General features: G+C 61.3%; 24 protein-coding genes. 15 read left to right on the top strand and 9 right to left on the bottom strand.

Annotated elements, in window-relative coordinates; genetic code table 11:
* Positions 1 to 23: 23 nt before the first annotated feature.
* Both FF098_RS12505 and mutY read right to left on the bottom strand, forming a co-directional pair.
* The gene (locus tag FF098_RS12505) at positions 24 to 1,187 is read right to left on the bottom strand and encodes an arabinan endo-1,5-alpha-L-arabinosidase (RefSeq protein ID WP_155140979.1); all 1,164 of its coding nucleotides are present in this window, start codon (positions 1,185 to 1,187) and stop codon (positions 24 to 26) included.
* Between the two features lie 167 nt (positions 1,188 to 1,354).
* Positions 1,355 to 2,404 (bottom strand): A/G-specific adenine glycosylase, encoded by a 1,050-nt coding sequence (mutY, locus tag FF098_RS12500; RefSeq protein ID WP_155141391.1) that lies wholly within the window; start codon positions 2,402 to 2,404, stop codon positions 1,355 to 1,357.
* A 159-nt stretch (positions 2,405 to 2,563) separates the two neighbouring features.
* Between mutY and FF098_RS12495 the strand changes: the two genes are divergently transcribed.
* The 5 genes from FF098_RS12495 to smc all read left to right on the top strand — a co-directional run bounded on the left by FF098_RS12495 (position 2,564) and on the right by smc (position 8,948).
* Entirely contained in the window at positions 2,564 to 2,833 is a 270-nt protein-coding gene (locus tag FF098_RS12495) for a hypothetical protein (protein WP_155140977.1), read from the top strand.
* A 124-nt stretch (positions 2,834 to 2,957) separates the two neighbouring features.
* On the top strand, positions 2,958 to 3,473 hold the full coding sequence (locus tag FF098_RS12490; protein ID WP_155140975.1) for a DciA family protein: 516 nt from the start codon (positions 2,958 to 2,960) through the stop codon (positions 3,471 to 3,473).
* Positions 3,474 to 3,606: 133 nt separating this feature from the next.
* Positions 3,607 to 4,476: a DsbA family protein gene (locus tag FF098_RS12485; RefSeq protein ID WP_155140973.1), complete on the top strand. Its 870-nt coding sequence runs from the start codon at positions 3,607 to 3,609 to the stop codon at positions 4,474 to 4,476.
* Positions 4,477 to 4,498: 22 nt separating this feature from the next.
* Positions 4,499 to 5,290 carry a thioredoxin domain-containing protein gene (locus FF098_RS12480; RefSeq protein ID WP_155140971.1) on the top strand — a complete coding sequence of 264 codons (792 nt, stop codon included), beginning with the start codon at positions 4,499 to 4,501 and terminating at the stop codon, positions 5,288 to 5,290.
* A gap of 187 nt (positions 5,291 to 5,477) precedes the next feature.
* Complete coding sequence (gene smc / locus FF098_RS12475; RefSeq protein WP_155140969.1) at positions 5,478 to 8,948, top strand: chromosome segregation protein SMC; 3,471 nt, start codon at positions 5,478 to 5,480, stop codon at positions 8,946 to 8,948.
* 508 nt (positions 8,949 to 9,456) lie between these two features.
* On the opposite strand, the gene FF098_RS12470 is transcribed toward smc, so the two are convergent.
* Complete coding sequence (locus FF098_RS12470) at positions 9,457 to 10,788, bottom strand: ammonium transporter family protein (RefSeq protein ID WP_155140967.1); 1,332 nt, start codon at positions 10,786 to 10,788, stop codon at positions 9,457 to 9,459.
* A gap of 239 nt (positions 10,789 to 11,027) precedes the next feature.
* Here FF098_RS12470 and FF098_RS12465 point away from each other — a divergent pair, with 239 nt between their 5' ends.
* From FF098_RS12465 to FF098_RS12430, 8 genes are all read left to right on the top strand, one after another.
* Positions 11,028 to 11,468 carry a hypothetical protein gene (locus tag FF098_RS12465; protein WP_155140964.1) on the top strand — a complete coding sequence of 147 codons (441 nt, stop codon included), beginning with the start codon at positions 11,028 to 11,030 and terminating at the stop codon, positions 11,466 to 11,468.
* 235 nt (positions 11,469 to 11,703) lie between these two features.
* A complete protein-coding gene (locus tag FF098_RS12460) occupies positions 11,704 to 12,033 on the top strand; it encodes an AtpZ/AtpI family protein (protein ID WP_155140963.1) in 330 nt (109 codons plus the stop codon).
* 79 nt (positions 12,034 to 12,112) lie between these two features.
* Entirely contained in the window at positions 12,113 to 12,916 is an 804-nt protein-coding gene (locus FF098_RS12455; protein WP_373291495.1) for a F0F1 ATP synthase subunit A, read from the top strand.
* Between the two features lie 99 nt (positions 12,917 to 13,015).
* Positions 13,016 to 13,243, top strand: a complete 228-nt coding sequence (locus tag FF098_RS12450; RefSeq protein WP_155140961.1) for a F0F1 ATP synthase subunit C — start codon at positions 13,016 to 13,018, stop codon at positions 13,241 to 13,243.
* A gap of 39 nt (positions 13,244 to 13,282) precedes the next feature.
* Positions 13,283 to 13,831 carry a F0F1 ATP synthase subunit B family protein gene (locus FF098_RS12445; RefSeq protein WP_155140959.1) on the top strand — a complete coding sequence of 183 codons (549 nt, stop codon included), beginning with the start codon at positions 13,283 to 13,285 and terminating at the stop codon, positions 13,829 to 13,831.
* Between the two features lie 6 nt (positions 13,832 to 13,837).
* The gene (gene atpF / locus FF098_RS12440; protein ID WP_229714580.1) at positions 13,838 to 14,458 is read left to right on the top strand and encodes a F0F1 ATP synthase subunit B; all 621 of its coding nucleotides are present in this window, start codon (positions 13,838 to 13,840) and stop codon (positions 14,456 to 14,458) included.
* Positions 14,459 to 14,668: 210 nt separating this feature from the next.
* A complete protein-coding gene (locus tag FF098_RS12435) occupies positions 14,669 to 14,845 on the top strand; it encodes a hypothetical protein (protein ID WP_155140957.1) in 177 nt (58 codons plus the stop codon).
* 50 nt (positions 14,846 to 14,895) lie between these two features.
* Positions 14,896 to 15,498, top strand: a complete 603-nt coding sequence (locus tag FF098_RS12430; RefSeq protein ID WP_155140955.1) for a DUF3313 family protein — start codon at positions 14,896 to 14,898, stop codon at positions 15,496 to 15,498.
* Positions 15,499 to 15,574: 76 nt separating this feature from the next.
* Here FF098_RS12430 and queD read toward each other — a convergent pair whose 3' ends face one another.
* The 5 genes from queD to FF098_RS12405 all read right to left on the bottom strand — a co-directional run bounded on the left by queD (position 15,575) and on the right by FF098_RS12405 (position 20,556).
* Complete coding sequence (gene queD / locus FF098_RS12425) at positions 15,575 to 15,940, bottom strand: 6-carboxytetrahydropterin synthase QueD (protein ID WP_155140953.1); 366 nt, start codon at positions 15,938 to 15,940, stop codon at positions 15,575 to 15,577.
* A 37-nt stretch (positions 15,941 to 15,977) separates the two neighbouring features.
* Entirely contained in the window at positions 15,978 to 16,628 is a 651-nt protein-coding gene (queE, locus tag FF098_RS12420; protein ID WP_155140951.1) for a 7-carboxy-7-deazaguanine synthase, read from the bottom strand.
* Complete coding sequence (gene queC, locus FF098_RS12415; protein ID WP_155140949.1) at positions 16,625 to 17,344, bottom strand: 7-cyano-7-deazaguanine synthase QueC; 720 nt, start codon at positions 17,342 to 17,344, stop codon at positions 16,625 to 16,627. Before queC ends, queE begins: the two co-directional genes overlap by 4 nt.
* Positions 17,345 to 17,595: 251 nt before the next feature.
* Positions 17,596 to 18,408 carry a ZIP family metal transporter gene (locus FF098_RS12410; RefSeq protein WP_155140947.1) on the bottom strand — a complete coding sequence of 271 codons (813 nt, stop codon included), beginning with the start codon at positions 18,406 to 18,408 and terminating at the stop codon, positions 17,596 to 17,598.
* A 285-nt stretch (positions 18,409 to 18,693) separates the two neighbouring features.
* Positions 18,694 to 20,556: an ABC transporter ATP-binding protein gene (locus FF098_RS12405; protein WP_205967489.1), complete on the bottom strand. Its 1,863-nt coding sequence runs from the start codon at positions 20,554 to 20,556 to the stop codon at positions 18,694 to 18,696.
* 138 nt (positions 20,557 to 20,694) lie between these two features.
* On the opposite strand from FF098_RS12405, the gene FF098_RS12400 reads away from it, so the two are divergent.
* Together FF098_RS12400 and FF098_RS12395 are read left to right on the top strand one after the other, a co-directional pair.
* Positions 20,695 to 21,123: a DUF6491 family protein gene (locus FF098_RS12400; protein ID WP_155140943.1), complete on the top strand. Its 429-nt coding sequence runs from the start codon at positions 20,695 to 20,697 to the stop codon at positions 21,121 to 21,123.
* 145 nt (positions 21,124 to 21,268) lie between these two features.
* Positions 21,269 to 21,898: a gamma carbonic anhydrase family protein gene (locus FF098_RS12395; protein WP_155140941.1), complete on the top strand. Its 630-nt coding sequence runs from the start codon at positions 21,269 to 21,271 to the stop codon at positions 21,896 to 21,898.
* A 29-nt stretch (positions 21,899 to 21,927) separates the two neighbouring features.
* Here FF098_RS12395 and FF098_RS12390 read toward each other — a convergent pair whose 3' ends face one another.
* The gene (locus FF098_RS12390; RefSeq protein ID WP_155140939.1) at positions 21,928 to 22,440 is read right to left on the bottom strand and encodes a pyridoxamine 5'-phosphate oxidase family protein; all 513 of its coding nucleotides are present in this window, start codon (positions 22,438 to 22,440) and stop codon (positions 21,928 to 21,930) included.
* Between the last annotated feature and the right edge of the window lie 52 nt (positions 22,441 to 22,492).

Below are 22,492 nucleotides of genomic sequence, written 5' to 3'. Positions count from 1 at the left end.
GCTGGCTGGACCTGTAGTCGGTCCTATTGCGAGGGCGGCTGCGTCTCGTTGTCGAGATCGATATAGGGCCAGCCATCATTGTCCCACAGCAGGGTGTGGATGCGCAGCTCCGGCAGGCCGTCCTGACGGTAAGCATGGTAGACGATATACCAGTCATCGCCCTCCTGATAGATGTCGTTATGGCCCGGGCCGCGATAGGTGTCGGTCGGGTCGGAGCTGTTGTCGAGGACCGTCGTGCCGCCATCCTGCGTCATCAGGTTTCCGTCGCGGTCGACAAAGTCAACATACGGACTGGTCGATCGACCGACGACGACATTATAGGTGCTGTCATAGCCCTGGCAGCAGGCGTCCTTGGATACGAACAGATAGTAATAGCCGTCGCGATAGACCATCACCGGCGCTTCGATGGCGTTGGGCGGTGCGCCCCTGTCGGCGATGTTGACCGGCACGGCGGTTGCTGGCGGTTTTCCCGTGGACGGATCAATTTCAATGAGCTCGATCCCCGACCAGTAGCTGCCGAAGGTCATGTACCAGGTGCCGTCATTGGGATCGACCAGCACATGCGGGTCGATGGCGCTCCAGCGGTCCTGCGGTTCTGCATTGATGACCAGACCCTGATCAGTCCAGCCGGCCATGGAGTCATTCACATCGATCTGGTCGATGGGGATGGTCACGAGGCCACTCAGGGATTCCCGGTCGGTATTGGATTCATGATAGGCGAATACGGAGTAATAGACCCATAGCTCGTCACCGACGACCATGGCATGGGGCGCCCACACGCCTTCCGGCGGGTCATTGGCATCGGTCTCGGTCACTTCCGCCACCGCATAGGGCGGGATTTCATCGAAGATCGCCCCGGCGAAGGACCAGTTCACCATGTCATCGGAATAGCGCCAGTAGATATAGCCGGCACTGTCGACATCGTTGGAGGTATGGAACAGGTGATAGCGGTTGCCGATTTTCACGATTGTCGGGTCGTGGACGAAATTGACAGGCGCGCCGGTGACGACGGTATCGAGGGCAGTATCTTCCGCCACGGGATCAGGCGGTGGCGGCGGGGGCGGGGGCGTGCCCGACCCGCTGCCAGAGCCTCCACTACTGCCACTGTCGCCACCACCGCCACAGGCGGCAAGGCCGACAGCTGTCGCGGCAAGAAGGGCGAGCCACGGGGTACGCTTACCAGGCATCTCTTATCTCCCATATTATAATATTATATGGGACTAGCGTAAGCTCCGTATGCAAATGGACTCAATGGGCTGCAATCAATTGCAATGCCGGGTTGCAATCAATTTCATTGCAATCGTCTGCATGATTTCCCGGCCTATGATAGGGCACATTCAATGCCGTAACCTGATCATTTATCGCGGTTTGTCACATCCAGAACCTTGCGAAAAACGGTGGGCAGGCCCGCCATGGCCGGGTCGGGATGCCACTCCCCTTGCAGTGCCTTTTGTGCCTTGCGCGCAGCGGCGTCCGACACGGTCACCATCCAGACATCCATTTCCAGATGGAAATGGGTGAAGGTGTGGCGCACCGGCTCATCGGCCTTCAACCAGGCGGCCTTGATGGGCGGTTCGGCGTCCGCCCGCTCTCCCCATTCTGTTGCGGGAAAAGCAAGCATGCCGCCAAGCAGTCCCTTGTCGGGCCGGCGTACCAGCAGCACGGCACCATCACCCTTGCGGGTGATATGAAATGCCGTGCCGAAGCGGGTCGGCTTGGCTGCCTTCTTCTTCTTGCGCGGCAGGTCGGCCTGAATGGCGTTCTTTTGCGCGATGCATTTCTCCCGCAGCGGGCACAGGGCACAGGCCGGGTTGCGGGGTGTACAGATCGTCGCCCCCAGATCCATCAGCGCCTGTGCATAATCGCCCGGTCTCTTGTCTGGCGTCAGGCTGGCAGCATGGTCGCGCAGCACCGGCTTGGCATCCGGCAAGGGTGTCTCGACTGCGAACAGACGCGCCATGACACGCTCGATATTGCCGTCCATCACCACGGCGGGCTCATCGAAGGCAATGGCCGCGATTGCTGCGGCGGTATAGGCGCCGATGCCCGGCAGGGCCAGCAGGCCTTCTTCCGTCTGCGGAAATACTCCACCATGCTCCCCGGCCACGACCTGTGCGCATTTATGCAGGTTGCGGGCGCGGGCATAATAGCCAAGCCCCGCCCATTCGGCGAGCACGTCCTCCACCGGTGCTGCAGCCAGCGCCTCGACCGTCGGGAAAAGCTCGAGGAAGCGGGCATAGCGCGGCGTCACGGTCGCAACCGTCGTCTGCTGCAGCATCACTTCGGACAGCCAGACCCGGTATGGATCGGGCCGCTCGCCCCGCTTGCGCGCCGCCGGGCCAGTCCTCCAGGGCAAGACCCGGGCATGACGGTCATACCAGTCCAGCAAGGCAGCATCGATCATTCGGGGCACTTTCGGGATGCAGGCGTTTTCAGGGAAAGCATTGATAGACAAGGCAAGTTCCAGCGTAAACCGCTCTGTGTGCCTGTTCTCGCAAATCATCGCAGGGAACAATTTACCCTGTTCGGGGTTAGGCAGGCATTGATTTGAATGGAGGTTCAAATGGGACGATTGTTTGCTGTAATCCTAGTCGTGGTGATTGTCGCCGGGGCCTGGATGTATTTCACAGATACCGATATCGAGAATGGCGAAATCGCCTTTGTCGGACCTGAAGTGACGCGTACCGGCACGCAGGAGCTTTCCGTCGATATACCGACCTATGACGTCGACGCACCGGATGACGACGCCAATGGTGAGGAAGACGAAGTCGTCGATGATGATGGCGTCAACATTCCCAATGACGACGATGCAGGCGAGCCGGAAAAACGATAGTCGCCAGTCAGACTTTATTTCACAAGGCGCCCCTCACCGGGCGCCTTTTCTTTGACTGAAACGTTTTCCAGATCATGCCATTTGGCCTGTCCCCCATGGCCCGCCATAGTCTATACTCGCTGGCATGGCCCAACCCTTTCAGACCAAGCCGCGCCGCTCGCCGCCACCGCATCTCTCCCGCGAGATGGGAAAGCTGCTGGCCGCGTTAGCCTCCAAATCCGGCGCGATGGACCCGCGTCTCGCCGCTGACTGGCACGAGATCGCGGGCAGCGAGATTGCGCGGCTGTGCCGCCCGGTACGTCTCAAAGCCGCCGGTCGCGCCCGCTCGCTGGAAGTTGCCGTCGCCAATGGCGCTGCGGCAATGCAGCTGCAATACCGCCAGGCGGAGCTGATCGACAGGGTCAATCGCGTGCTGGGCAAGGGTACTGTCACGCGCCTGCTCATCCGCCAGACCGGTGCTGCAGGCGCAAAGGCGCAAAAAGGCCCGTCCTATTCCCGCCCGGTCATGCCCCCACAAGACAAGACGGTGCCCCTAGCCCCGCCATCGCAAGGGTTGCAGGATGCCCTGTTGCGGATGCGCGGGCTGATAGAGGCGCGGCAGAACGATCCGGACCAGGATACCGGGCAGGGCAAGCACTGAGTATCCGTGCTTCAAGATACCGCCAGTTAACGTAGCAGGGCCTTGCACTGATCCGCGCAATCGGCGAGGTTGCGAGATGTTTTGAACGACAGGCCATCCGGCTGCCCGGTGGCACCAGACAAAGGATCGAGCAATGACCGCTCTTATCACTTCGAAGCCCTTATCCCTCATCGCCGCGCTTGGCGCTTCTCTCGCGCTGATCGCCTGCGGCAATGACGATAATGGTGACACGACAAACACTGGCGGGACGACCACGAGCGGCACAGAGGTTTCGACCGACAATAATGCGGCGGCTGGCACCGATGTCGGCAACCCGAATTCGCCTGGCACGCAGGCGATGATCCTCGGCGATCCGGACGCGCCGGTCCTGCTGGTCGAATACGCCTCCGTCACCTGCGGAGCCTGCGCGGCATTTCACGTCAATGCCTATCCCGAGCTGAAGGAGAAATATATCGACACCGGCAAGGTGAAGCTGGAGTACCGGGAATTCCCGACCGCTCCGGCCCAGCTGTCCTATCTCGGCTCGGCCCTTGCCCGCTGCGCCGCTGACAGCAAGGGTTCGCAGGCCTATTTCGCCATGGTCGGCACGCTGTTCAATAACCAGCAGAAATGGGTGAACCAGACGAATTTCCAGTCTGAGATCCTGTCCTATGCCGCCCAGGCCGGCCTGTCCGAAGAAGCCTTCCGCGCCTGTGTCGGCCGTGACGAGATCATCGGCGCGATCAACGACAATGTCCGCATCGGCCGCGACGAATATGGCGTTGATTCCACACCAACCTTCCTCGTTGATGGCGACGAGCTGAGCGGGTACCGCACCTATGCCGATTTCTTCGACATGCTGGATGAGAAACTGGTCGAGGCCGGTGTCGAACCGCCCGCTGATGCGCCTGCACAGGATTCTGCCGTAGAACAGGAAGCAGTGACACCGACCGAGGGTGCTGCCCCTTCCGAAACACCGGCAGAGGCTCCGGCAGAAACGCCTTCTGACGAAGAGACCGAGTAAGAAGAAACGGAGCTCGCAGGTGATGAACGCAACAAGGTTCTTTGTGGCCGTCTCGGCTGCCCTCGTCATGGTTGCCTGCGACCAGAGCGAAGCTGACAATGAGCCGGTTGATCCGGTCGCAGAGGACGGCCAGTCAGCCGCTGCCGGGAACGGGTCGGACGCAGAAATCATCGTTGAAGATGATACGCCCCCTGTTCCGGGGACCGAAGCGATGGTCCTTGGCGAGGCAGAAGCACCGATCACCCTGATCGAATATGCGTCCGTCACCTGCCCGCACTGCGCGGCGTATCACGAATATGTCTTTCCAATTCTGCAGGAACATTACATCGAGCCCGGCCTCGTCCGGTTCGAATTCCGGGACTTCCCCACGGCCCCGCCGCAGCTCTCCTATCTGGGCGCTTCCATCGCCCGCTGTGCGGCAGCCCAGAAAGGCAGCGATGCCTATTTCTCCATGGTCGACACCCTGTTCGAGCATCAGGTCGACTGGGTCAGCCCGGAATATGAAGCCCATCTGAGCAGCTATGTCGTGGAAGCCGATCTGACGGAACCTGAATTGCTGGAATGCATCAACAGCGATGCCGTTTTCGATGCGATCAATGAAAATGTTCGCATGGGCATGGAAAAGCACCAGATCGGCGGCACCCCCTCCTTCGTGATCAGTGACAGCAAGCTGGAGGGCTACAATTCCGCCACTTATGAGGGCTATTTCGAGTTGATTGATGCCGCCCTGACGGATGCCGGCGCAACGCCGCCTGCCGACCTGCCCGCGCTGCCGGAAATCACCATGGCGCACGCGCACGACCACAATCACTAGCTGCCGGCAGGCCCATTTTCCACAGAATGGACCCGGGCAGTGGCTTGGGCACAGAATCGGGCCAGTTTAACCCTTTCTTAACGGTATCAGCCATCGGAGCGATCGCGCGGCTGGAACTGTTGGAAATTAAGGGGTTAGAATAGTGGTGTCGGGGTTCTGCCCTTGCGCCCAGTGGAAAGAAAAGCGCATGAAAATCGACAAGCTGCGCCTCGTCGGCTTCAAATCCTTCGTCGAGCCGACCGATTTCGAGATCAGGCCGGGCCTGACCGGCATTGTCGGCCCGAACGGCTGCGGCAAGTCGAACCTGCTGGAATCGCTTCGCTGGGTCATGGGCGCCACTTCCGCCAAGGCGCTGCGCTCGTCCGGCATGGAAGACATGATCTTCTCGGGCACATCCCAGCGCCCCGCGCGGCAATGGGCCGAAGTCACCATGACCGTGCAGAACGACCGCAAGGACCTGCCGGTCGAGTTCAACGATCTCGATCTGCTGGAGATTTCCCGCCGCATCGTGAAGAAGGAAGAAGGCTCGCAGTCGATCTACAAGGTCAATGGCAAGGAAGCCCGCGCCCGCGACATCCAGCTGCTGTTCGCCGATGCCTCGACCGGCGCGAACTCCCCGGCCCTCGTCCGCCAGGGCCAGATTTCCGAGCTGATCAACGCCAAGCCCGCCAACCGCCGCAAACTGCTGGAAGAAGCGGCGGGCATTACCGGGCTTTATACCCGACGTCATGAGGCCGAGCTGCGCTTGCGCGCTGCCGAGACCAACCTGGAACGCCTCGATGATGTAACCGGCGAACTGGAAACCCAGCGGGCAACGCTTGCCCGCCAGGCCCGCCAGGCGACCCGTTATCGCAATTTGTCGGGCGATATTCGCCGTACCGAGGCGATGTCGAACTATCTGCGCTGGGCCGAGGCAACCGAGGCGCTCGCCGCCGCCGAAGCGGCGATGGCAGAGATCAACGGGCTGACCGAGGAAACGGCCCGCGTCGCCGCCACCGCCTCCGCCGCCCAGCTGAAGACCCATGAAGCGGTCGAGCCGCTGCGCATGAAGGAGGCCGAAGCCTCCGCCGCCCTGCACCGGCTGAATGTCGCCATGGAAGGCCTCGATGCAGAGCTGGCCCGCGCAAAGGCCGAGGCAAATCGTCTGCAGTCGGAACGTGACCAGATCGAGCGCGACATCACCCGCGAAAAGGAACTGAGCGGCGATGCCGATCAGGCGCTGGAACAGCTGGAGGCCGAGGAAGGCCAGCTGCGCGAGCGCCAGGAAGCCGAAGCCGGACGCGTGGAAGCCGCCGCCACTGCCCGTGATACGGCAGCCGCGGAACTGTCCGACGCTGAAAGCGATTACGAGCGCAAGAATGCCGATGCTGCAGAGCAGGAAGCTGAACGCCGCGCCCTGACGCAAAGCCTCGACGAGGCCCGCCGCCGTTACGAGCGCCTGACCGGCCAGATCGCGCGCATGGAAGAGGAGCGCGCCGGGCTGAAACTGTCGGACACGGAAGAACAGGCCCTCGCCGAAGCCCGCCGCCTGGTCACTGAATCCGACGAAAAGGTCACGAGTTGCGAGACCCGGGCCCAGCGTGCCGCCGAGGCCCGCTCCATGGCCCGCGAGCGCGAGGAAGCCCTGCGCGGTCCGAAGAGCCAGGCGAACCGCAATCTCGTCGAATTGCAGGCAGAGGCAGACGCCATTCGCCGCGTCATCGCCGCCGGCGAGGATGATGGTTTCGAGGCGCTGCTGGAATCCGTCAGCGTTGCCTCGGGGTATGAAAACGCGCTTGCCGCAGCGCTTGGCGACGATCTGAACGCCGCTCTCGATGAGGAGGCCGCGAGCCATTGGTCGAAAGCCGGGGCAGAACCGCTTTCCTCCGCGCCGCTGCCGCCGGAGGCAGAAGCCCTCGCTGCGCTCGTCACCGCGCCGCCCGCACTGACCCGCCGCCTGAAGGCGATCGGTGTCATCGACGCTGCCGACGCGCCGGAAGCGGTTGCGAAACTCCAGCCCGGCCAGCGGCTTGTCTCCCGCGCCGGGGATCTGTGGCGCTGGGACGGCTTCGTGCAACGCGCCGAGGCCAAGACCGCCGCCGCGATCCGCCTCGAGCATCGCAACCGGCTGGAAGTCCTCAACGCCGACATCGATGAGGCCGAGGAACGCCTGATCGCGATTTCCGGCGACCACGACATTGCCGCCGCCGCCGTGCGCGAGGCAGACAGTGCCGTGTCGTCTACGGAGCAATCGCTGAAAGATGCCCGCCGCATCGCCCGCGATGCGCTCTCCTCCCTCACCACGATGGAGAAGAAATACGAGCAGGCCTCCGCCCGGCTCTCTGCGCTGACGGAATCGCTGGAGCGCCTGTCCGAAGACAAGTCCGAGGCAGAGACAAGCGTGCGCGAGGGAGAGGACGCCCTGTCACGCCTGCCGGACCTGAGCGCCCTGCGCGATGCCGTCGCAACGGCCCGCGAGCTGCTGGCCGAGCGCCGCAATGCCGCAAGCGAGACGCGTGCTGCCTATAATGACCTTGCCCGCGATGCGGAGATCCGCGCCAGGCGCCTTGAGGAAATCTCCCGCGAGCGGGGCGTCTGGGCGAGCCGGGCGGAGACCGCCGGTGGACGTATCGGCGATCTCGAAACCCGCCTGACGGAAACCATCGCCGCGCAGGAAGCCGCCCAGGGCGCTCCGGAAGCGGTGGAAGAAAAGCGCAAGAGCCTGTTCACCGAACTGGAAGCGGCCGAATCCCGCCGCCGCAATGCCGCCGATGCCTTTGCCGAAGCACAGTCAGCCGCCGGGACCGCCGACCGTACACTGAAGGAAGCAGAAGCAGAAGCCGTCAACGCCCGCGAGGAACGCGCCCGCCGGGAAGCCAAGCTGGAAGCGGCGCGTGAGCGTGTCGGCTCCGCCACAGAGCTTGCCCGGGAGAACTGCGAGGCAGAACCCGAAAAGCTGCTGGAGATTGCCGAACACAAGGACGGCACCGACCTGCCCTCCCGCGAGGAGATCGACCGCAAGCTTGAACGCTACAAGCGCGAGCGCGAGAATCTCGGCGGCGTGAACCTGCGCGCCGATGTCGAGATGGAAGAGATCGACCAGCGCCTTAAGGACATGACAGTCGAGCGCGAGGATTGCGAACAGGCGATCCGCAAGCTGCGCTCCGCCATCGGCAACCTGAACAAGGAAGGCCGCCAGCGCCTGCTCGATGCCTTCAATACCGTCAACGAGCACTTCCAGACGCTCTTTGTACGCCTCTTCGGTGGCGGCAGCGCCGAACTGCGCCTGGTGGATTCAGACGATCCGCTGGAAGCCGGCCTTGAGATATTCGCCTCGCCGCCGGGCAAGAAACTGTCCTCCATGTCGCTGATGTCGGGCGGAGAACAGGCCCTGACGGCGACCGCGCTGATCTTTGCCGTGTTCATGTCGAACCCGGCGCCGGTCTGCGTCCTCGACGAGGTCGATGCGCCCCTCGACGACGCCAATGTCGACCGCTTCTGCGCGATGCTGGACCAGATGGCAAAAGACACGGAGACCAAGTTCATCATCATCACCCACCACGCCCTGACCATGTCGCGCATGGACCGGCTCTATGGGGTGACGATGATCGAGCGCGGCGTGTCCCAGCTCGTCTCGGTGGATCTCAACCGCGCCGAGGAAATGGTCGCGGCGGAGTAAGGCAAGAAACAATTCCACTCAGAAGCCCGGCGAACTGCCGGGCTTTTTTATTGGCCAGCACGACAAGCTCCGCAACCTGACGGTCCGGAGGGATAGCGGGGAGAGAAACCGTGCGGGGCACGAGATATCTCTTATAGGCAAATGTAGGGCTGTTGCCCCGCACGCGGCGGCTTACAGGCATCAAGGGCTCGGGAATGGCACGAAGCAAAGGCTCCGCGTGCCAACCATTCACTCGCCGCCCTGCCCGTGCGCTCCGGGTGCCACGGACGGGGGCCATGCTGCGCCGGTCCCGCCGCCCCGCCATGGCTCCGGCGGCCATGGCGGTTCTCTTACGGGCGGGACGCCTGGGTCAAGATAGCCGATGCCTGACAGGCGGGGATAACTGCATTACCCCCGGCCACCGACACAACAAAAAACGGCCCGCATAAGCGGGCCGTCTGTTTGCGGAGCACTCTCTCCCCCCTCACCGAAGTGGCTCAGGCAGTGCTGCCGTATGCTTGGCGTCAGCTTATTCGCCGAGCGCCGGTACTTCTTTCGGCACGAAATCCGGATAGGCGGAACCGCCGGTTTCGGACGCATCGAGGCCTTCGTCCTCTTCCTTCGCACCGGCGCGGATGCCGATGGTGAAGCGCAGGAGGTACCACAGCACGATCGACGTACCGAAGACGAAGATCGCATTCGAGCCGACACCGACTGCCTGGCCGAGGAAGGTCGGGCCGTCTTCTACACCAAGATAGGAGAACGGAACGACCATCGTGCCGATGATGCCGCAGGCAAGGTGAGCCGGGATGGCACCGACGACGTCGTCGATACGCATGGCTTCAAGCAGCGGGGTAACGAAGAAGATCGCAACGCCACCAATAACGCCCCACAGGGCCGCCATCGGAATGGTCGGTGCGAGCGGCTCGGCCGTAATGACAACCAGACCGCCGATAGCACCGTTCAGCGCCATACCTACATCGACCTTGCCTTTCAGCAGGATGCAGAGAAGGACGACGGTGATGACGCCGGTTGCGGCAGCCATGTTGGTGTTGACGAAGATCTGCGAGACAGCAATCGCGTCGCCCTGCGAGCCGAGAGCCAGCTGGGAGCCGCCGTTAAAGCCGAACCAGCCGAGCCACAGGATGAAGACACCCAGTGTCGCGAGCGGCAGGGAGGAACCGGCGAACTTGTTGATCTCGCCATTCGGACCATACTTGCCACGGCGCGGGCCGAGGGCGATGGCACCGGCAAGAGCAGCCCAGCCACCTGTCGCGTGAACCAGTGTGGAACCGGCAAAGTCGGAGAAGGCGTAGTTGGAATCGAGGAAACCGCCACCCCATTCCCAGGAGGCCTGGACCGGATAGATGAAGCCGGTCAGCGCCACGGTGAACAGGAAGAACGGCATGATGCGAATGCGCTCTGCAACCGTACCGGAAACGATGGAAGCAGCCGTTGCAACGAACACCATCTGGAAGAACCAGTCGGAATGCGAGGAATAGCCGGTGTCCAGTGCGGCAGAATCATCAGGGCCCCAGAAGAAGCCTGCCCAGCCGAAGAAGCCGGTCGGATTGTCGCCATAGATGATGCCGTAACCGACGACCCAGACCATGACGGTGGCGATGGAATAAAGTGTGATGTTCTTCAGACAGATCGTGGCCGCGTTCTTGGAACGGACCATGCCTGCCTCGAGCATGCAGAAACCCGCTGCCATGAACATCACGACCATGCCCATGATCATGAATAGCAGCGTGTTGAAGACAAAGGCTGTTTCCGCCGAGACACCTTCCTGCGCAAAGGCTGCGCCTCCGGTGGTCAACGCCAGGGCGCCCATCGCCCCTGCGAGATAGATCTTTTTCATAACTTAAACCCCTCAATAAAAGGCAGCCCTCATGGGCCGCATTTTTTGATATCGACGAGGCATCTTGTCCGAAAATGTGCTGCATCGCAATAGCCATTAGCCATTTATCTCAAAACTTTTGGCTTTCTTGATTTATTGCTGTTGTTTGCTTGCCCTTCTAGGTTTTATGTGGCTTATTGCCGGGCTGAGGGCTATCATACCAGCCAATTGCGTAGGGTATCTTGGGAGTGAATGGGGTTATGTCGGAAGCTGAAGTTGCGCAGCAGCTGATCGCCGATCTTCAGGCGAATTTTGGGGTCATCAGTGCTTTTATCATCATCTTGCTGCTTGGGGGCCTGCTGGCACTCGGCACCACGCTGAACAACGCATCGCGTGCCATGCGCGAATTGCAGGAAAGCGCATCTGCGAAGGGCTCGGCAAAGGGCAAGGGCAGCAGCCCGCAGATGGCGTATGGCATGCGCGAAACCGCCATGCCGCGCGATGCCGGCCGCTTTGCAGCAAAATATGCAGCGCCTTCGCGTCCGATCGGGCGGGAACTGCCGCTGGCCCGCAAAAGCGCGTCGCGCCATGTCAGCCAGTCGATGTCAGGCTCGGCAACAGGTTCCATGACAGGCCGCACCAACGGCCACGAGGCACATCGCCGCCCTCGCCGTACCGGCGATCGGCACAGCCTGATCTGAGGCTTTTCCACGGTCAAATCGATGCCTGAGGCGTGCCGGAAACCCCTCCGGCACGGCGGTTTTTTCGCATTGCAGCACCCATATGCGGGTGCCGGGCGTACAGCGTGCGAAGTTTTTAAAAATATCCATATTTTTCAATAACTTGCGGAAGCATAGAGTGCTTGACCCCAAACCTTGCCGTGCTATAAACCGCGCGATTTGACGCTACCCGTACGCGGTCAGCAGGAGCACACCCTTGGACTCCAGGCATGAAGACGACGATCTGCCCTCGATCGATGATTTCGGCGAGCGGCTGGAAAAGTCCCGCCGGAAGGACGATGCGGTAGAGGACCTGCAACGTGGTGAACGGTCTGCGCTGGGTCAGGCTTTCCGTATCGGTACGGAAATGCTGGCGGCACTTCTCGTCGCCGGCGCCATCGGCTACGGCATCGATCAGTTGATCGGCACCAAGCCGTGGTTCATGCTCGGGGGACTGGCAATCGGCTTTGCCGCCGGTATCCTGAATGTGTCCCGGGCGATGAATGAAATGAACGCCGCTCTTGAAGAAGAGAGCAAAGACGAATAAGAGGCGCGCTGACGATTGCGCGCCGCGCGCGACAAGCCCGCCAAGCCGGGCGCTGTAACTTGGGGCTGGTATGACAGCAATGACGACGATGACGGCGGCACTCGCCACCCTGGCCGGGCCGATGGAGCAGTTCGAGATTCTGGATATCATCCATCTCGACCTCGCCGGCATGAACATCTCCTTCACCAATGCCAGCCTGTGGATGCTGATTAGCGTCGTCGCAGTCAGCGTCTTCATGTTCGCCGCGACCAACCGCGCGCAGATGGTGCCGGGCAAGATGCAGTCCGCCGGTGAAGCGCTCTACCAGTTCATCGCCGACATGCTGCGCGATGCCTGCGGTTCGGAAGGCATGAAGTTCTTCCCGTATATCTTCACGCTGTTCATGTTCATCTTCTCGTGCAACCTGCTGGGCCTGTGGCCGACCATTCCCGGCTCTCCGCACGCGCTGCACACCTTCACGCCGACCAGCCACATCATCGTCACCTTCGCGCTGGCCATGGTCACCATCACCATCCTGCTGGTCTATGGCTTCTACAAGAACGGCCTCGGCTTCCTGAAACTGTTCGTGCCGTCCGGTGTGCCATGGTGGCTGCTGTGGCTGATCCCGCTGATCGAAATCGTCTCCTTCGTGTCGCGTCCGATCTCGCTGGCCATTCGTCTGTTCGCCAACATGCTGGCCGGGCACATGATCCTGAAGATCTTCGCCGGCTTCATCACGGCACTGCTCGCTGCCGGTCCGATGGTCGGCTGGCTCGCCATCTTCCCGTTCCTCGGCAATATCGCCATCTTCCTGCTCGAACTGCTGGTTGCGTTTCTGCAGGCTTATGTCTTCGCCATCCTCAGCAGCGTCTACCTGAACGACGCGCTGCACCCGAGCCACTGACGGGTAAAACAGTTTCCTGCGCGGATGCCGGGCCAGCCGCGGAACCAGGAGTAACGGTCCACTTGAAAACGCTAGTTTGAACCATTTAGGAGAAGAAAAATGGACGTAGAAGCAGCAAAAATGATCGGTGCAGGCATCGCAGCCCTCCCGCTCGCCGGTGCCGGCATCGGCCTCGGCATGATCTTCAGCTCGTTCCTGACAGGTGCCTTCCGCAACCCGTCCGCCGCCGCCGGCAACCAGCAGACCCTGCTGCTCGGCTTCGCGCTGACGGAATTCACGGGCCTGCTGGCCTTCGTCGTTGCGATCATCATCCTGTTCGTCGTCTAAGACAGGCGATCCCAACACAAAGCTGAAAGGGGAGTTGGCATGACGCCGATTCTCATGATCTTGGCATTCGCACCGGGAGAGGCCGCTGAAAGTTCAAGCGGCCTCCCGCAGATGGATGTCACTACATTTCCAAGCCAGCTGTTCTGGCTCGCCGTCACCTTCGGCGTGCTTTACTGGCTGATGGACAAGGTGTTCCTGCCGAAACTGGGCGGCATCATCGAAGAGCGGCGCAACCGCATCGCCGATGATTACGACAAGGCGGCCGAGTTCAAGCGCGAGGCGGAAGAGGCTGAGGAAGCCTATCGCAAGGCGCTGGCCGATGCCCGTGCCAAGGCAGCCTCCATCGCTGCGGAGACACGCGCCTCCCTCGACGAGGAAATCGCCGGCATGCAGGCCGACATGGACGAGAAGCTGAACCAGCAGATCGCCGCCGCCGAAGCCCGTATCGCAGAGATGCAGGCCGCAGCGGAAGCAAAGGTCAGCGAAGCGGCCGTGGAAACGACCAAGGCTGTCGTGCAGCTGCTGATCGACGAGCAGCCCGACGATGCTGCCGTCAAGAATGCCATTGAAGCCGCGCAAGCTTCGTAAGGGTTGATGATGATGCTGCTGCAATATGAAGAAGCCCCGCAGAACGATACGGGCGAAACGCAAGAGCCGACTGCCAGCGAGGTCATCCAGGAAGAGCTGGCCGTCGATGCCAATGGCTATGGCGAGTACGAATCGGTACCGATCTGGCTCGACACCTATCTGTGGACCCTCTTGCCCTTCCTGTGCGTCGTCCTGCTCTTCTGGGTCACGGGCGTGCACAAGATGGTCGGCGGCATGCTCGATCGCCGCGGCAAGACCATTGCCTCCGAGCTCGAGCAGGCCCGCGACCTGCGTGAAGAAGCCCAAGAGCTGCTGGCCAAGTATCAGCGTCGCCAGCGCGAGGCCGAGGAAGAGGCGCAAGGGATCATCGACCAGGCCAAGCGCGACGCCAAGCGCATGGCAGAAGAGACCCGCCAGAAGCTCGACGAGCAACTGGAGCGCCGCACCAGGGCTGCCGAGGACAAGATCGCCCGCGCCGAAGCCCATGCCATTGCCGAAGTCCGCAACCGGACCGCAGATGTGGCCGTCACGGCGGCAGAGCAGATTGTGCGCGACCGTCTCGACACCCAGGCAGGGGCCGCCCTCGTCGACCGGGCGATCTCCAATGTGCGTGAGCGCCTGAACTGACCGCGGGCAAATCCCGGCATGAAGCCCGACTGACACTACAAGATCGTTAAGGAATGAAAGCCCGGCCCCGCGATACAGCGGTTTGGCCGGGCTTTTTCGTTAACCTTTTAGCACAGGTTAAATGGTAGAAAGCTTTCCCGGGCTTAATCGGACTGTCATGTTCCAGCATGGTGCCCGGTCCCATATTTGGTTCAACAAGGAGTTGATACCATGACCTACAAAGGGCGTTTTACCTATCTTCCCGGCACTGCCGAAACGAAGCAGAACAATGCTGCCCTGTCTTTCGTCCTCGATGGCGGCCTCGGCCCGATGCGGGTCCTGCGCGAGGCGAAAGCTGAACAGGTGGTTCATCACGAACCTGTGCTGCAGCAGGCTTTTGCAAAATAGCGCATCCAGCGTTATTCTTGTCCCGGAGGGATGAGGAGTTGGAGGTTGCCATGACTAAACTGAATATCGGCCTCTTGGCCGCACTACCGCTACTGGCTCTGGCAGGCGCCTGCGCCAGCACGACCGGACCGGCCCAGTTTGACCAGGTATCGATTACCAGCGACAGCCGGTTCGCTGAATACCAGAAAGTCTATATCGCCGACGTCAGCTATGACGCTTCGATCGCGGAGCGCACATCCGGCCTGTCCAGCGCCCGCTTTGGCGGCACCGACCGTCCGGTTCGTGAACGCGACCTGAAAGCCAAGGCTGACGACCTGGAGCGCGTGCTCAAGCGCGAGATCGGCAAGACCAAGAAGATCGTCGCCAGCCCCGGCGACGGTGTGCTGACCGTCAGCGCGAGAATAACCGACCTGGCGGCGAACCAGCCGACCATGGCCGATATTTCCGAACAGCCGAGCCTGAGCCAGGAGTCGGTCTATGCTGGCAAGTCATCCGTCGCGATCACGCTGAGCGAGAACGGCCGGACGCTGGCTAATTTGAGCGAGACCTATCAGGGTGACCTGAATGACAGTATCGGCCGCCCGGCCATCTGGCAGGATGTCGACCGCGGGTTCTATTTCACCGCCAACAAGGTCGCCCGCTTCATCAGCTAGCAGGCTGACTGCATAATCGAGGAAAGGCCGCCCTTCGGGGCGGCTTTTTCATGCCTGGAGCTTGTTCATGCCTGGTTCAGTGTCTGATCGTGTAGGTGCAGGCCTCGCCATTGGACGGGCGTTCGACCACCACGCGGGCCAGCCCGGCGAAACGGGCCTTCAGCTTGTCAGCGACCCACATGCAGATATTCTCCAGCGTCGGCACGGACAGGCCCTCGATCTCGTTCAGCAGGCGATGGTCGAGCTGTTCATGAATGTCCGACAGGGCGTCGTTGATGTCGCCGAAATCCTCGACCCAGCCGGTGACCGGATCGGGTTCGCCTTCCAGCTCCACCGTCAGTCGGAAGGAATGACCATGCATGCGCGAATAAGGCCGCTCGTCTGAAGCGAGGGACAGGTAATGAGCCGCGTCGAAGGTCACGGATTTGGCGATACGCATCATGTCAGTCGTCTTCTTTGGTTCGGCCCGCAAAAGCGCGTCAGGGGATCCCGGTCAGCTTGTGGGTCTGCAGGCTCAGCCGCCATTGCGGATGGCGGCGGCAATAATCGATAGCGGCGGCTGTATGGCGCGAAATCTGCGGCCCGTCCATAGGCTGCAGGAAAAAATGCGAGAACCCGAGCGCGGCGAACCGCTCGGGCTGTGCCTTTTCCTGAAAGTAGACGAGCTTGAGTTCGTCGCCCGATGTCTGGACCAGCGGTGAGTCGGCCTTGGGACTGACACAGATCCAGTCGAGCCCGGCGGGCGCTGCGACCGTGCCGTTGGTCTCTACTCCGATCTGAAGTCCCGCCGCGTGCAAGGCCTCGATCAGCGGAGCATCGAGCTGCAGCAGCGGTTCTCCGCCAGTGCAGATAACGTAAGGTATGCCCTCCCCCGGTGCCGCCTCGACATCCCAGGCCCGGCGCACGGTCTCGGCGAGCACAGCCGGCGTCTCGAACTTGCCGCCGCCCGGCCCGTCCGTTCCCACGAAGTCTGTATCGCAGAAATCGCAGACGGCGTGGCCCCTGTCCTGCTCACGCCCGGTCCACAGGTTACAGCCGGCAAAGCGCAGGAACACGGCGGCGCGGCCCGTCTGCGCGCCTTCGCCCTGCAGGGTGAAATACATCTCCTTGACCGAATAGATGCGGCTCATGCGGACTGGCCTTGCGCAGCCTTGTACGCGTTCCAGCCCTTCTCCCGCAGCTCGCAGGCCGGGCATGTGCCGCAGCCATAGCCCCAGTCGTGGCGATGCTGCCGGTCGCCGCGATAGCAGGTGTGGCTGTGCTCCACGATCAGGTCGACCAGTTCGGTGCCGCCTTCCTGTTCGGCCAGACCCCAGGTCTCGCCCTTGGTCAGGTGCATCAGTGGCGTCTTCAGGACGAAGCCGGCATCCATGCCAAGGCGCAGCGCCTGCATCTGCGCCTCCAGCGTATCGGCGCGGCAGTCTGGATAGCCTGAGAAATCCGTCTCACACATGCCGCCGACCAGCGTGCCCATGTTGCGGCGATAGGCAAGCGCCGCCGCCATGACCAGGAAGGCGAGATTCCGTCCGGGCACGAATGTATTGGGCAGGCCGCTTTCGGCCATCTGGAATTCCACATCGCCGGTCATCGCCGTCTCGCCCAGTGCTGACAGGGCCTCCAGGTCGACGAGGTGATCCTCCCCCAGCTTCACGCCCCAGCCCTCGAAATGGCTCGCGATCTCCCGGCGCATATCAAGGCGCGCGGTCAACTCGACATGGTGGCGCTGGCCATAGGCAAAGCCGACGGTTTCCACATGGGCATAGCGCGACAGGGTCCAGGCCAGACAGGTCGCAGAATCCTGTCCGCCGGAGAAAAGTACCAATGCCCTGTCTTCTGCCAGTTTCATGGCGTTGAACTCTCCATAGATTGGGAAGACGCTCCCTTACTGCAAAAAACATTGCGATGCCAACGCAGGAGGCAAAGTTTTTTACCGCAATTACTCAACCTCCAGGTGTGATTAAATCTCTATTAAACTTTTTCGCGCATAAGTTGAGTATCGGAGAGCCAAACCTCAACACCACCTGAAAGCTGATCCCGAATGACGCTTTCATCTCTCCCGACCTGAGCGCCGCCGGAATCCGCACCGGCGGCGTTCTTTCATCTGTCTTTCGGATACTGACGCGCCTCGGTATCTTGAACACCGGAATGTATCCCGTTTTCATGCCCCGTATCGGCACCGTCATGCAGGTCATGATGCGCAAAGCTCAGCCCCATCGCCACGATGACACCGAGCACGTAGACGATCACCGACGCAAACCGGTTCGTATTGGTGATATGTACGGTCAGGTGCGTGGCGCCGACATAGAGCAGCGCACCGGAAGCGATTGAAACGAGGATGCCCAGAATATCCGGCGAGGCATCATTCAGATATTCGACGGAGATGATGGCACCGACCGGCGTCGTCAGGGCCGCACCAAAGAAAGCGACGATGACCGCCAGACCCGGCTTCATGCCGCTGCCGCGCAGGATGGCAAACAGTATCATGCCCTCGGCAAATTCATGCAGGATCAGCCCCATGGAGGCCATCAAGCCGATGAAAATGTCGTGCTCGTAGAGGATGCCGTATTCTATGCCATCCAGAAAAGAGTGCAGGCCGATGCCAAGTAGCGGCGCAACGGCGATGCCGGCATTCGGCTCGTGTCGCAGCAGCGCATTGATCATGTAGAGGGACAGGTAACCGCCAAGTGCCCAGTACGGCGCCTTGTCGGTCATGGCGAGCCCCTCGGGAAACAGCCGCAGTGCCGTCATCACCAGCACGCCGGCGGCAAAGGCGGAGAAATAGCCTGAATATTTTTCGGCAAAGGATGCATTCAGCCAGACACAGAACAGGCCCAGCGTCGCCACGAGAGCAGCGATAAGGCTCGCAATCAATGCGGGCGAATTCCATTCGACGAGATACGCCAATACCATAGACGGTAAACTGCAGCCGACTGCATCCCCAATTCATTTCCCCGGGCGAGTCAGCCTGCGCTATGGTCAGCCTGGTGCCGGTGGTTCCCTTAACACCATCTTAACCTTTGCGGAAGACAGCGCAAGCCATTGTTATATAATCACACATATTAACAGGGGCTTGCTTGTCAAGCTAAAACTGTATTCGTTTCGGTGTCGCAACGGCAATTCGGCAACACAGTCGAGCCATTCGTACGACGAACGACTGAAAAGACCAATCAGCACATGCCAGTCCGGCAACACTAATCAGGCGGCGGTCGCCTCTTCCACCGGATCATGCTCGGCAACCCAGTGACCGGGCGAGACCTCGATCAGTTTGGGGCGGTATTGCACCGCATCCGGATCGTCGATCACTTTCGACTTGAGGAAGCGCAGGGGCGCACGGGTGTCGAGCGGCGATGGCAGGTCGCCTTCCAGCTTCACCCGCGGCTTGGAGCGTTCGATCTTCGGGTCCGGCGTAGGGACAGCGGAGATCAATGCCTTGGTGTAAGGGTGGCGGGCATCCTCATAGATCGTGTCGCGATCGGCGAGTTCGACGATCTGGCCAAGGTAGAGAACCATCACCCTGTGGGAGACTTCGCGCACCACCGACAGGTCATGGGAGATGAAGATCAGCGACGTGCCGAAATCATGCTGCAGGTCGATCAGGAGGTCGATGATCTGCGCCTGAACAGAAACATCGAGCGCCGAGACAGCCTCGTCGCAGATGACCATCTCCGGCTCCAGGATCATGGCACGGGCAATGCCGACGCGCTGGTTCTGGCCGCCGGACAATTCGTGCGGATAGCGGTTGAGGAACGCCCCCGGCAAGCCGACCCGCTCCAGCAATGACCGAACCCGGGCGTTGATTTCCTTCGTACCCAGATTGCTCTTGTGGGTCTTCAGCGGCTCGGCGATGGACGCGCCGATGGTCATGCGCGGGTCGAGGGCGGCGAGCGGGTCCTGGAAGATGATCTGGAAATCCTTGCGCAGCGAACGGATCTTCGCCTTCGACTGGGAGGTCAGGTCCTTGCCCAGCCAGACGACCGGCTTTTCGGATTTCTTGTCTTTCTTGATCGGCGCGAATTGCAGGATCGCGCGGGCCAGCGTTGACTTGCCGCAGCCGGATTCGCCGACGACGCCCAGTGTCTCGCCGCGCTTCAGGTTGAAGGTCACGCCATCGACGGCGCGCAGCGGCTTTTTCTTCGGGAACAGGCCGGACCCGACGGTAACCGGGTAATGCACCTTGACCTCATCGACCTCGAGGATCGTTTCCGCGTCAGCCGGGACAGGGCGGATAGCCGGGCGGCCATGGCGGTCCGGCTGGTCGATGCGTGGCATCGCATCCAGAAGCATCTTGGTATAATCCTTCTGCGGATTATAGAAGATCTCGTCAGCCGTGCCGGCCTCCACGAACTCGCCATTCTTCATCACCATTACCCGGTCGCACATACGTGCGACAACGCCCATGTCGTGGGTGATGATGGCAATGCCCATGTTCTGCTCGGTCTTCAGGTCGGCCATGATGTCGAGGATCTGGGCCTGCACCGTCACGTCGAGGGCGGTGGTCGGTTCGTCGGCGATCAGCAGTTCAGGATCGCCCAGCAGCGACATGGCGATCATGACACGCTGGCGCATGCCGCCGGACAATTCATGCGGATATTGCTTCAGGCGCCGCGCCGCCTCGGGGATGCGCACCCGCTCCAGCAACTCGATGGAGCGCTGGCGTGCCTTCTCGCCGGTGATCTTCTTGTGAAGGGCCAGCACCTCGCCCATCTGGTCGCCGATGGTCATGTGCGGCGTCAGCGACGTCAGCGGGTCCTGGAAGATCATGGTGATCCGGTCGCCAAGGATCTGGCGACGCTTGCCAGCCTTCATCTTCAACAGATCCTCGCCATGATAGAGCGCCTCTCCGGAGACGCGCCCGTTATCGGCGACAAGGCCCAGGGCAGACAGGCAAGTCTGGCTCTTGCCCGAGCCGGATTCGCCGACGATGCCGACGCATTCCCCGGCCCTGATGGCCAGTGACACGCCTTTCACCGCATTGACCACGCCGTCAGGCGTCTCGAAATCGACGGTCAGGTTATTCAGTTCGAGGATGGGGCTATCCGGGGTACGCGATACAGACATGTCTTCAGGGGCCTCCGGCATGCGATCACAAGCATGCGTTCTGTCGAAAAGAAGCGCTATATGACCCGGATATAGGCTATGATGCAACTATCCTGACCGTAAGTCCGTTTTATGGTTAGCAACGACAAGGAGGAACCTATGTCTGTTTTGAAGATCAGTGCTCTCACCGCCAGTCTTGCCGCACTCCCGCTGCTCGCCGCGTGCTCCAGCGCGCCATCCGAGGCGCAGCAGGAGCGCACCGCCATGGTCGAGGCGCGCAAGGGCGAGCAGGTCAACAATGTCTGCTTCGCCGGCCAGATCGATTCATTCTCGACCGTAAACGACCGCGCCGTCGTGGTGCGCACCGGGGTGCGTGACCGCTACCTGCTCGAAACCGCGAGCTGTTTCGGCCTTGGCAACGCCCTGTCCCTGCAGATCGAGAACCGCGGCGGCTGCCTGTCGCGCGGGGACAACCTGATCGCATACGACTCGGCCTTCGGCAATGACGGTGTCGGCATGAAGCCGTCCCGCTGCCTGATCACTGGCATTTACGAGTGGAAGGACGAAGAGGAAATGGCAGCGCAATAAAGCGTGGCCTTCATCTGCTTCAAGCGGCTCCCCGGCGAACGCTGTGGGAGCCGCTATTGTATACGGCGCAGCCCTGCGCATCGGCCTCGACGCTTCGGGGGAGATTTCGCTAGACTCCCGATAAGCAACGCCGAAAGCCCTGATCATGACCGATACCGTTGACAGTAATGGCCGCCTGCAGCCGCTGATCCTGCCGTTTCACGGCAAGACGCCGCAGATCCATGCCTCCGCCTTCATCGCCCCCGGCGCGGTTCTGGTCGGTGACGTGCATGTCGGCCCGAAGGCGAGCGTCTGGTATGGCTGCGTCCTGCGCGCCGATACCAACCGGATCGAGATCGGTGCCGGATCGAATGTACAGGACGGCACCATCATCCATGTCGATGCACCGGACTGGGGCGGCACGCCGGTCATCATCGGCGAGAATGTGCTGATCGGCCACAAATGCATGCTGCATGGCTGCACGGTCGAGGATGGCGGCTTCGTCGGCATGGGCGCGACCATGCTCGACCGGTCTGTGGTGGAGAGCGGCGGCTATCTCGCAGCCGGTGCCTTTCTCGCCCCCGGGAAAACCGTTCCGAAGGGCGAGATGTGGGCCGGCATGCCCGCAAGGAAATTCCGTGACCTTAAGGAAGGCGAGGACAAGCACGCCCTGATGGGCTCTGCCCATTATGTCGAGGAAGCCAGGGCCCATGCTGCAGCGCTGGAAGAGTTCGACTGCGTTCAGTCACCAGCAGACTTCAGGACATCATCCAGCACCGGGGGCGGCTGCGACTGACACCAGTCCGCTCACCAACTCGGTACTGCTCAGGCAGCCCGGGTAAAGACCACGTGGTTGCGTTCGCCGAGGTCGGGCTGCTTCTCGTCCTTGATATTGGCCTTGGCGATCTCCCAGCCGAATTTCAGGGCATTGCCGGTGGTGCTCCACACGGCGGCATCTTCCAGCGTCATTTCCATCAGGGCGATATCGGGATCGTCCTTGCCATGCTCGTACCAGGCGGCAACGACCGGGTTCCAGTATTCCTCGACCTTGTCGACATTGCCGGACCGGCGCAGCCGGCCCTTGGCGGAGGCGTAATAGTCGTAATCATCGGAAACGAAGGTAAAATGGGCGGTGCATTCCGCCCCGCATTCGCTGACGAGATCATTGGTCTTTTTTGAAAAGAACCATACCTTGCCGTTCTCCGGGTCAGGGAAGGCCGCCATGGGCTGCATATGGTCCCGGTTGCACAACAGGCCGAGCATCACCGCCTGGACATCGTCCAGCTCGTCCCAGAACTGCTTTTCCGGGTGCTTGCGGGTCATGTCGGTGTCGGTCATGGGTGTACTCCAGTACTTGAGGTGTTTGAGGGGCGTTACAGGGTGTGCTGAG

Origin of the sequence: Aquisalinus luteolus, from assembly GCF_009712425.2 — a bacterium.
GTDB lineage: Bacteria > Pseudomonadota > Alphaproteobacteria > Caulobacterales > Parvularculaceae > Aquisalinus > Aquisalinus luteolus.
Note: the sequence above shows the minus strand (reverse complement) of the source record. Positions and strands in the feature narration are given on the sequence as shown.

Excerpts from the sequence above, each read along its gene's own strand:
- FF098_RS12505 (WP_155140979.1), bottom strand. The coding sequence starts at position 1,187 with ATGCCTGGTAAGCGTACCCCGTGGCTCGCCCTTCTTGCCGCGACAGCT.
- mutY (WP_155141391.1), bottom strand. The coding sequence starts at position 2,404 with ATGATCGATGCTGCCTTGCTGGACTGGTATGACCGTCATGCCCGGGTC.
- FF098_RS12495 (WP_155140977.1), top strand. The coding sequence starts at position 2,564 with ATGGGACGATTGTTTGCTGTAATCCTAGTCGTGGTGATTGTCGCCGGG.
- FF098_RS12490 (WP_155140975.1), top strand. The coding sequence starts at position 2,958 with ATGGCCCAACCCTTTCAGACCAAGCCGCGCCGCTCGCCGCCACCGCAT.
- FF098_RS12485 (WP_155140973.1), top strand. The coding sequence starts at position 3,607 with ATGACCGCTCTTATCACTTCGAAGCCCTTATCCCTCATCGCCGCGCTT.
- FF098_RS12480 (WP_155140971.1), top strand. The coding sequence starts at position 4,499 with ATGAACGCAACAAGGTTCTTTGTGGCCGTCTCGGCTGCCCTCGTCATG.
- smc (WP_155140969.1), top strand. The coding sequence starts at position 5,478 with ATGAAAATCGACAAGCTGCGCCTCGTCGGCTTCAAATCCTTCGTCGAG.
- FF098_RS12470 (WP_155140967.1), bottom strand. The coding sequence starts at position 10,788 with ATGAAAAAGATCTATCTCGCAGGGGCGATGGGCGCCCTGGCGTTGACC.
- FF098_RS12465 (WP_155140964.1), top strand. The coding sequence starts at position 11,028 with ATGTCGGAAGCTGAAGTTGCGCAGCAGCTGATCGCCGATCTTCAGGCG.
- FF098_RS12455 (WP_373291495.1), top strand. The coding sequence starts at position 12,113 with ATGACGACGATGACGGCGGCACTCGCCACCCTGGCCGGGCCGATGGAG.
- FF098_RS12450 (WP_155140961.1), top strand. The coding sequence starts at position 13,016 with ATGGACGTAGAAGCAGCAAAAATGATCGGTGCAGGCATCGCAGCCCTC.
- FF098_RS12445 (WP_155140959.1), top strand. The coding sequence starts at position 13,283 with ATGACGCCGATTCTCATGATCTTGGCATTCGCACCGGGAGAGGCCGCT.
- atpF (WP_229714580.1), top strand. The coding sequence starts at position 13,838 with ATGATGATGCTGCTGCAATATGAAGAAGCCCCGCAGAACGATACGGGC.
- FF098_RS12435 (WP_155140957.1), top strand. The coding sequence starts at position 14,669 with ATGACCTACAAAGGGCGTTTTACCTATCTTCCCGGCACTGCCGAAACG.
- FF098_RS12430 (WP_155140955.1), top strand. The coding sequence starts at position 14,896 with ATGACTAAACTGAATATCGGCCTCTTGGCCGCACTACCGCTACTGGCT.
- queD (WP_155140953.1), bottom strand. The coding sequence starts at position 15,940 with ATGATGCGTATCGCCAAATCCGTGACCTTCGACGCGGCTCATTACCTG.
- queE (WP_155140951.1), bottom strand. The coding sequence starts at position 16,628 with ATGAGCCGCATCTATTCGGTCAAGGAGATGTATTTCACCCTGCAGGGC.
- queC (WP_155140949.1), bottom strand. The coding sequence starts at position 17,344 with ATGAAACTGGCAGAAGACAGGGCATTGGTACTTTTCTCCGGCGGACAG.
- FF098_RS12410 (WP_155140947.1), bottom strand. The coding sequence starts at position 18,408 with ATGGTATTGGCGTATCTCGTCGAATGGAATTCGCCCGCATTGATTGCG.
- FF098_RS12405 (WP_205967489.1), bottom strand. The coding sequence starts at position 20,556 with ATGTCTGTATCGCGTACCCCGGATAGCCCCATCCTCGAACTGAATAAC.
- FF098_RS12400 (WP_155140943.1), top strand. The coding sequence starts at position 20,695 with ATGTCTGTTTTGAAGATCAGTGCTCTCACCGCCAGTCTTGCCGCACTC.
- FF098_RS12395 (WP_155140941.1), top strand. The coding sequence starts at position 21,269 with ATGACCGATACCGTTGACAGTAATGGCCGCCTGCAGCCGCTGATCCTG.
- FF098_RS12390 (WP_155140939.1), bottom strand. The coding sequence starts at position 22,440 with ATGACCGACACCGACATGACCCGCAAGCACCCGGAAAAGCAGTTCTGG.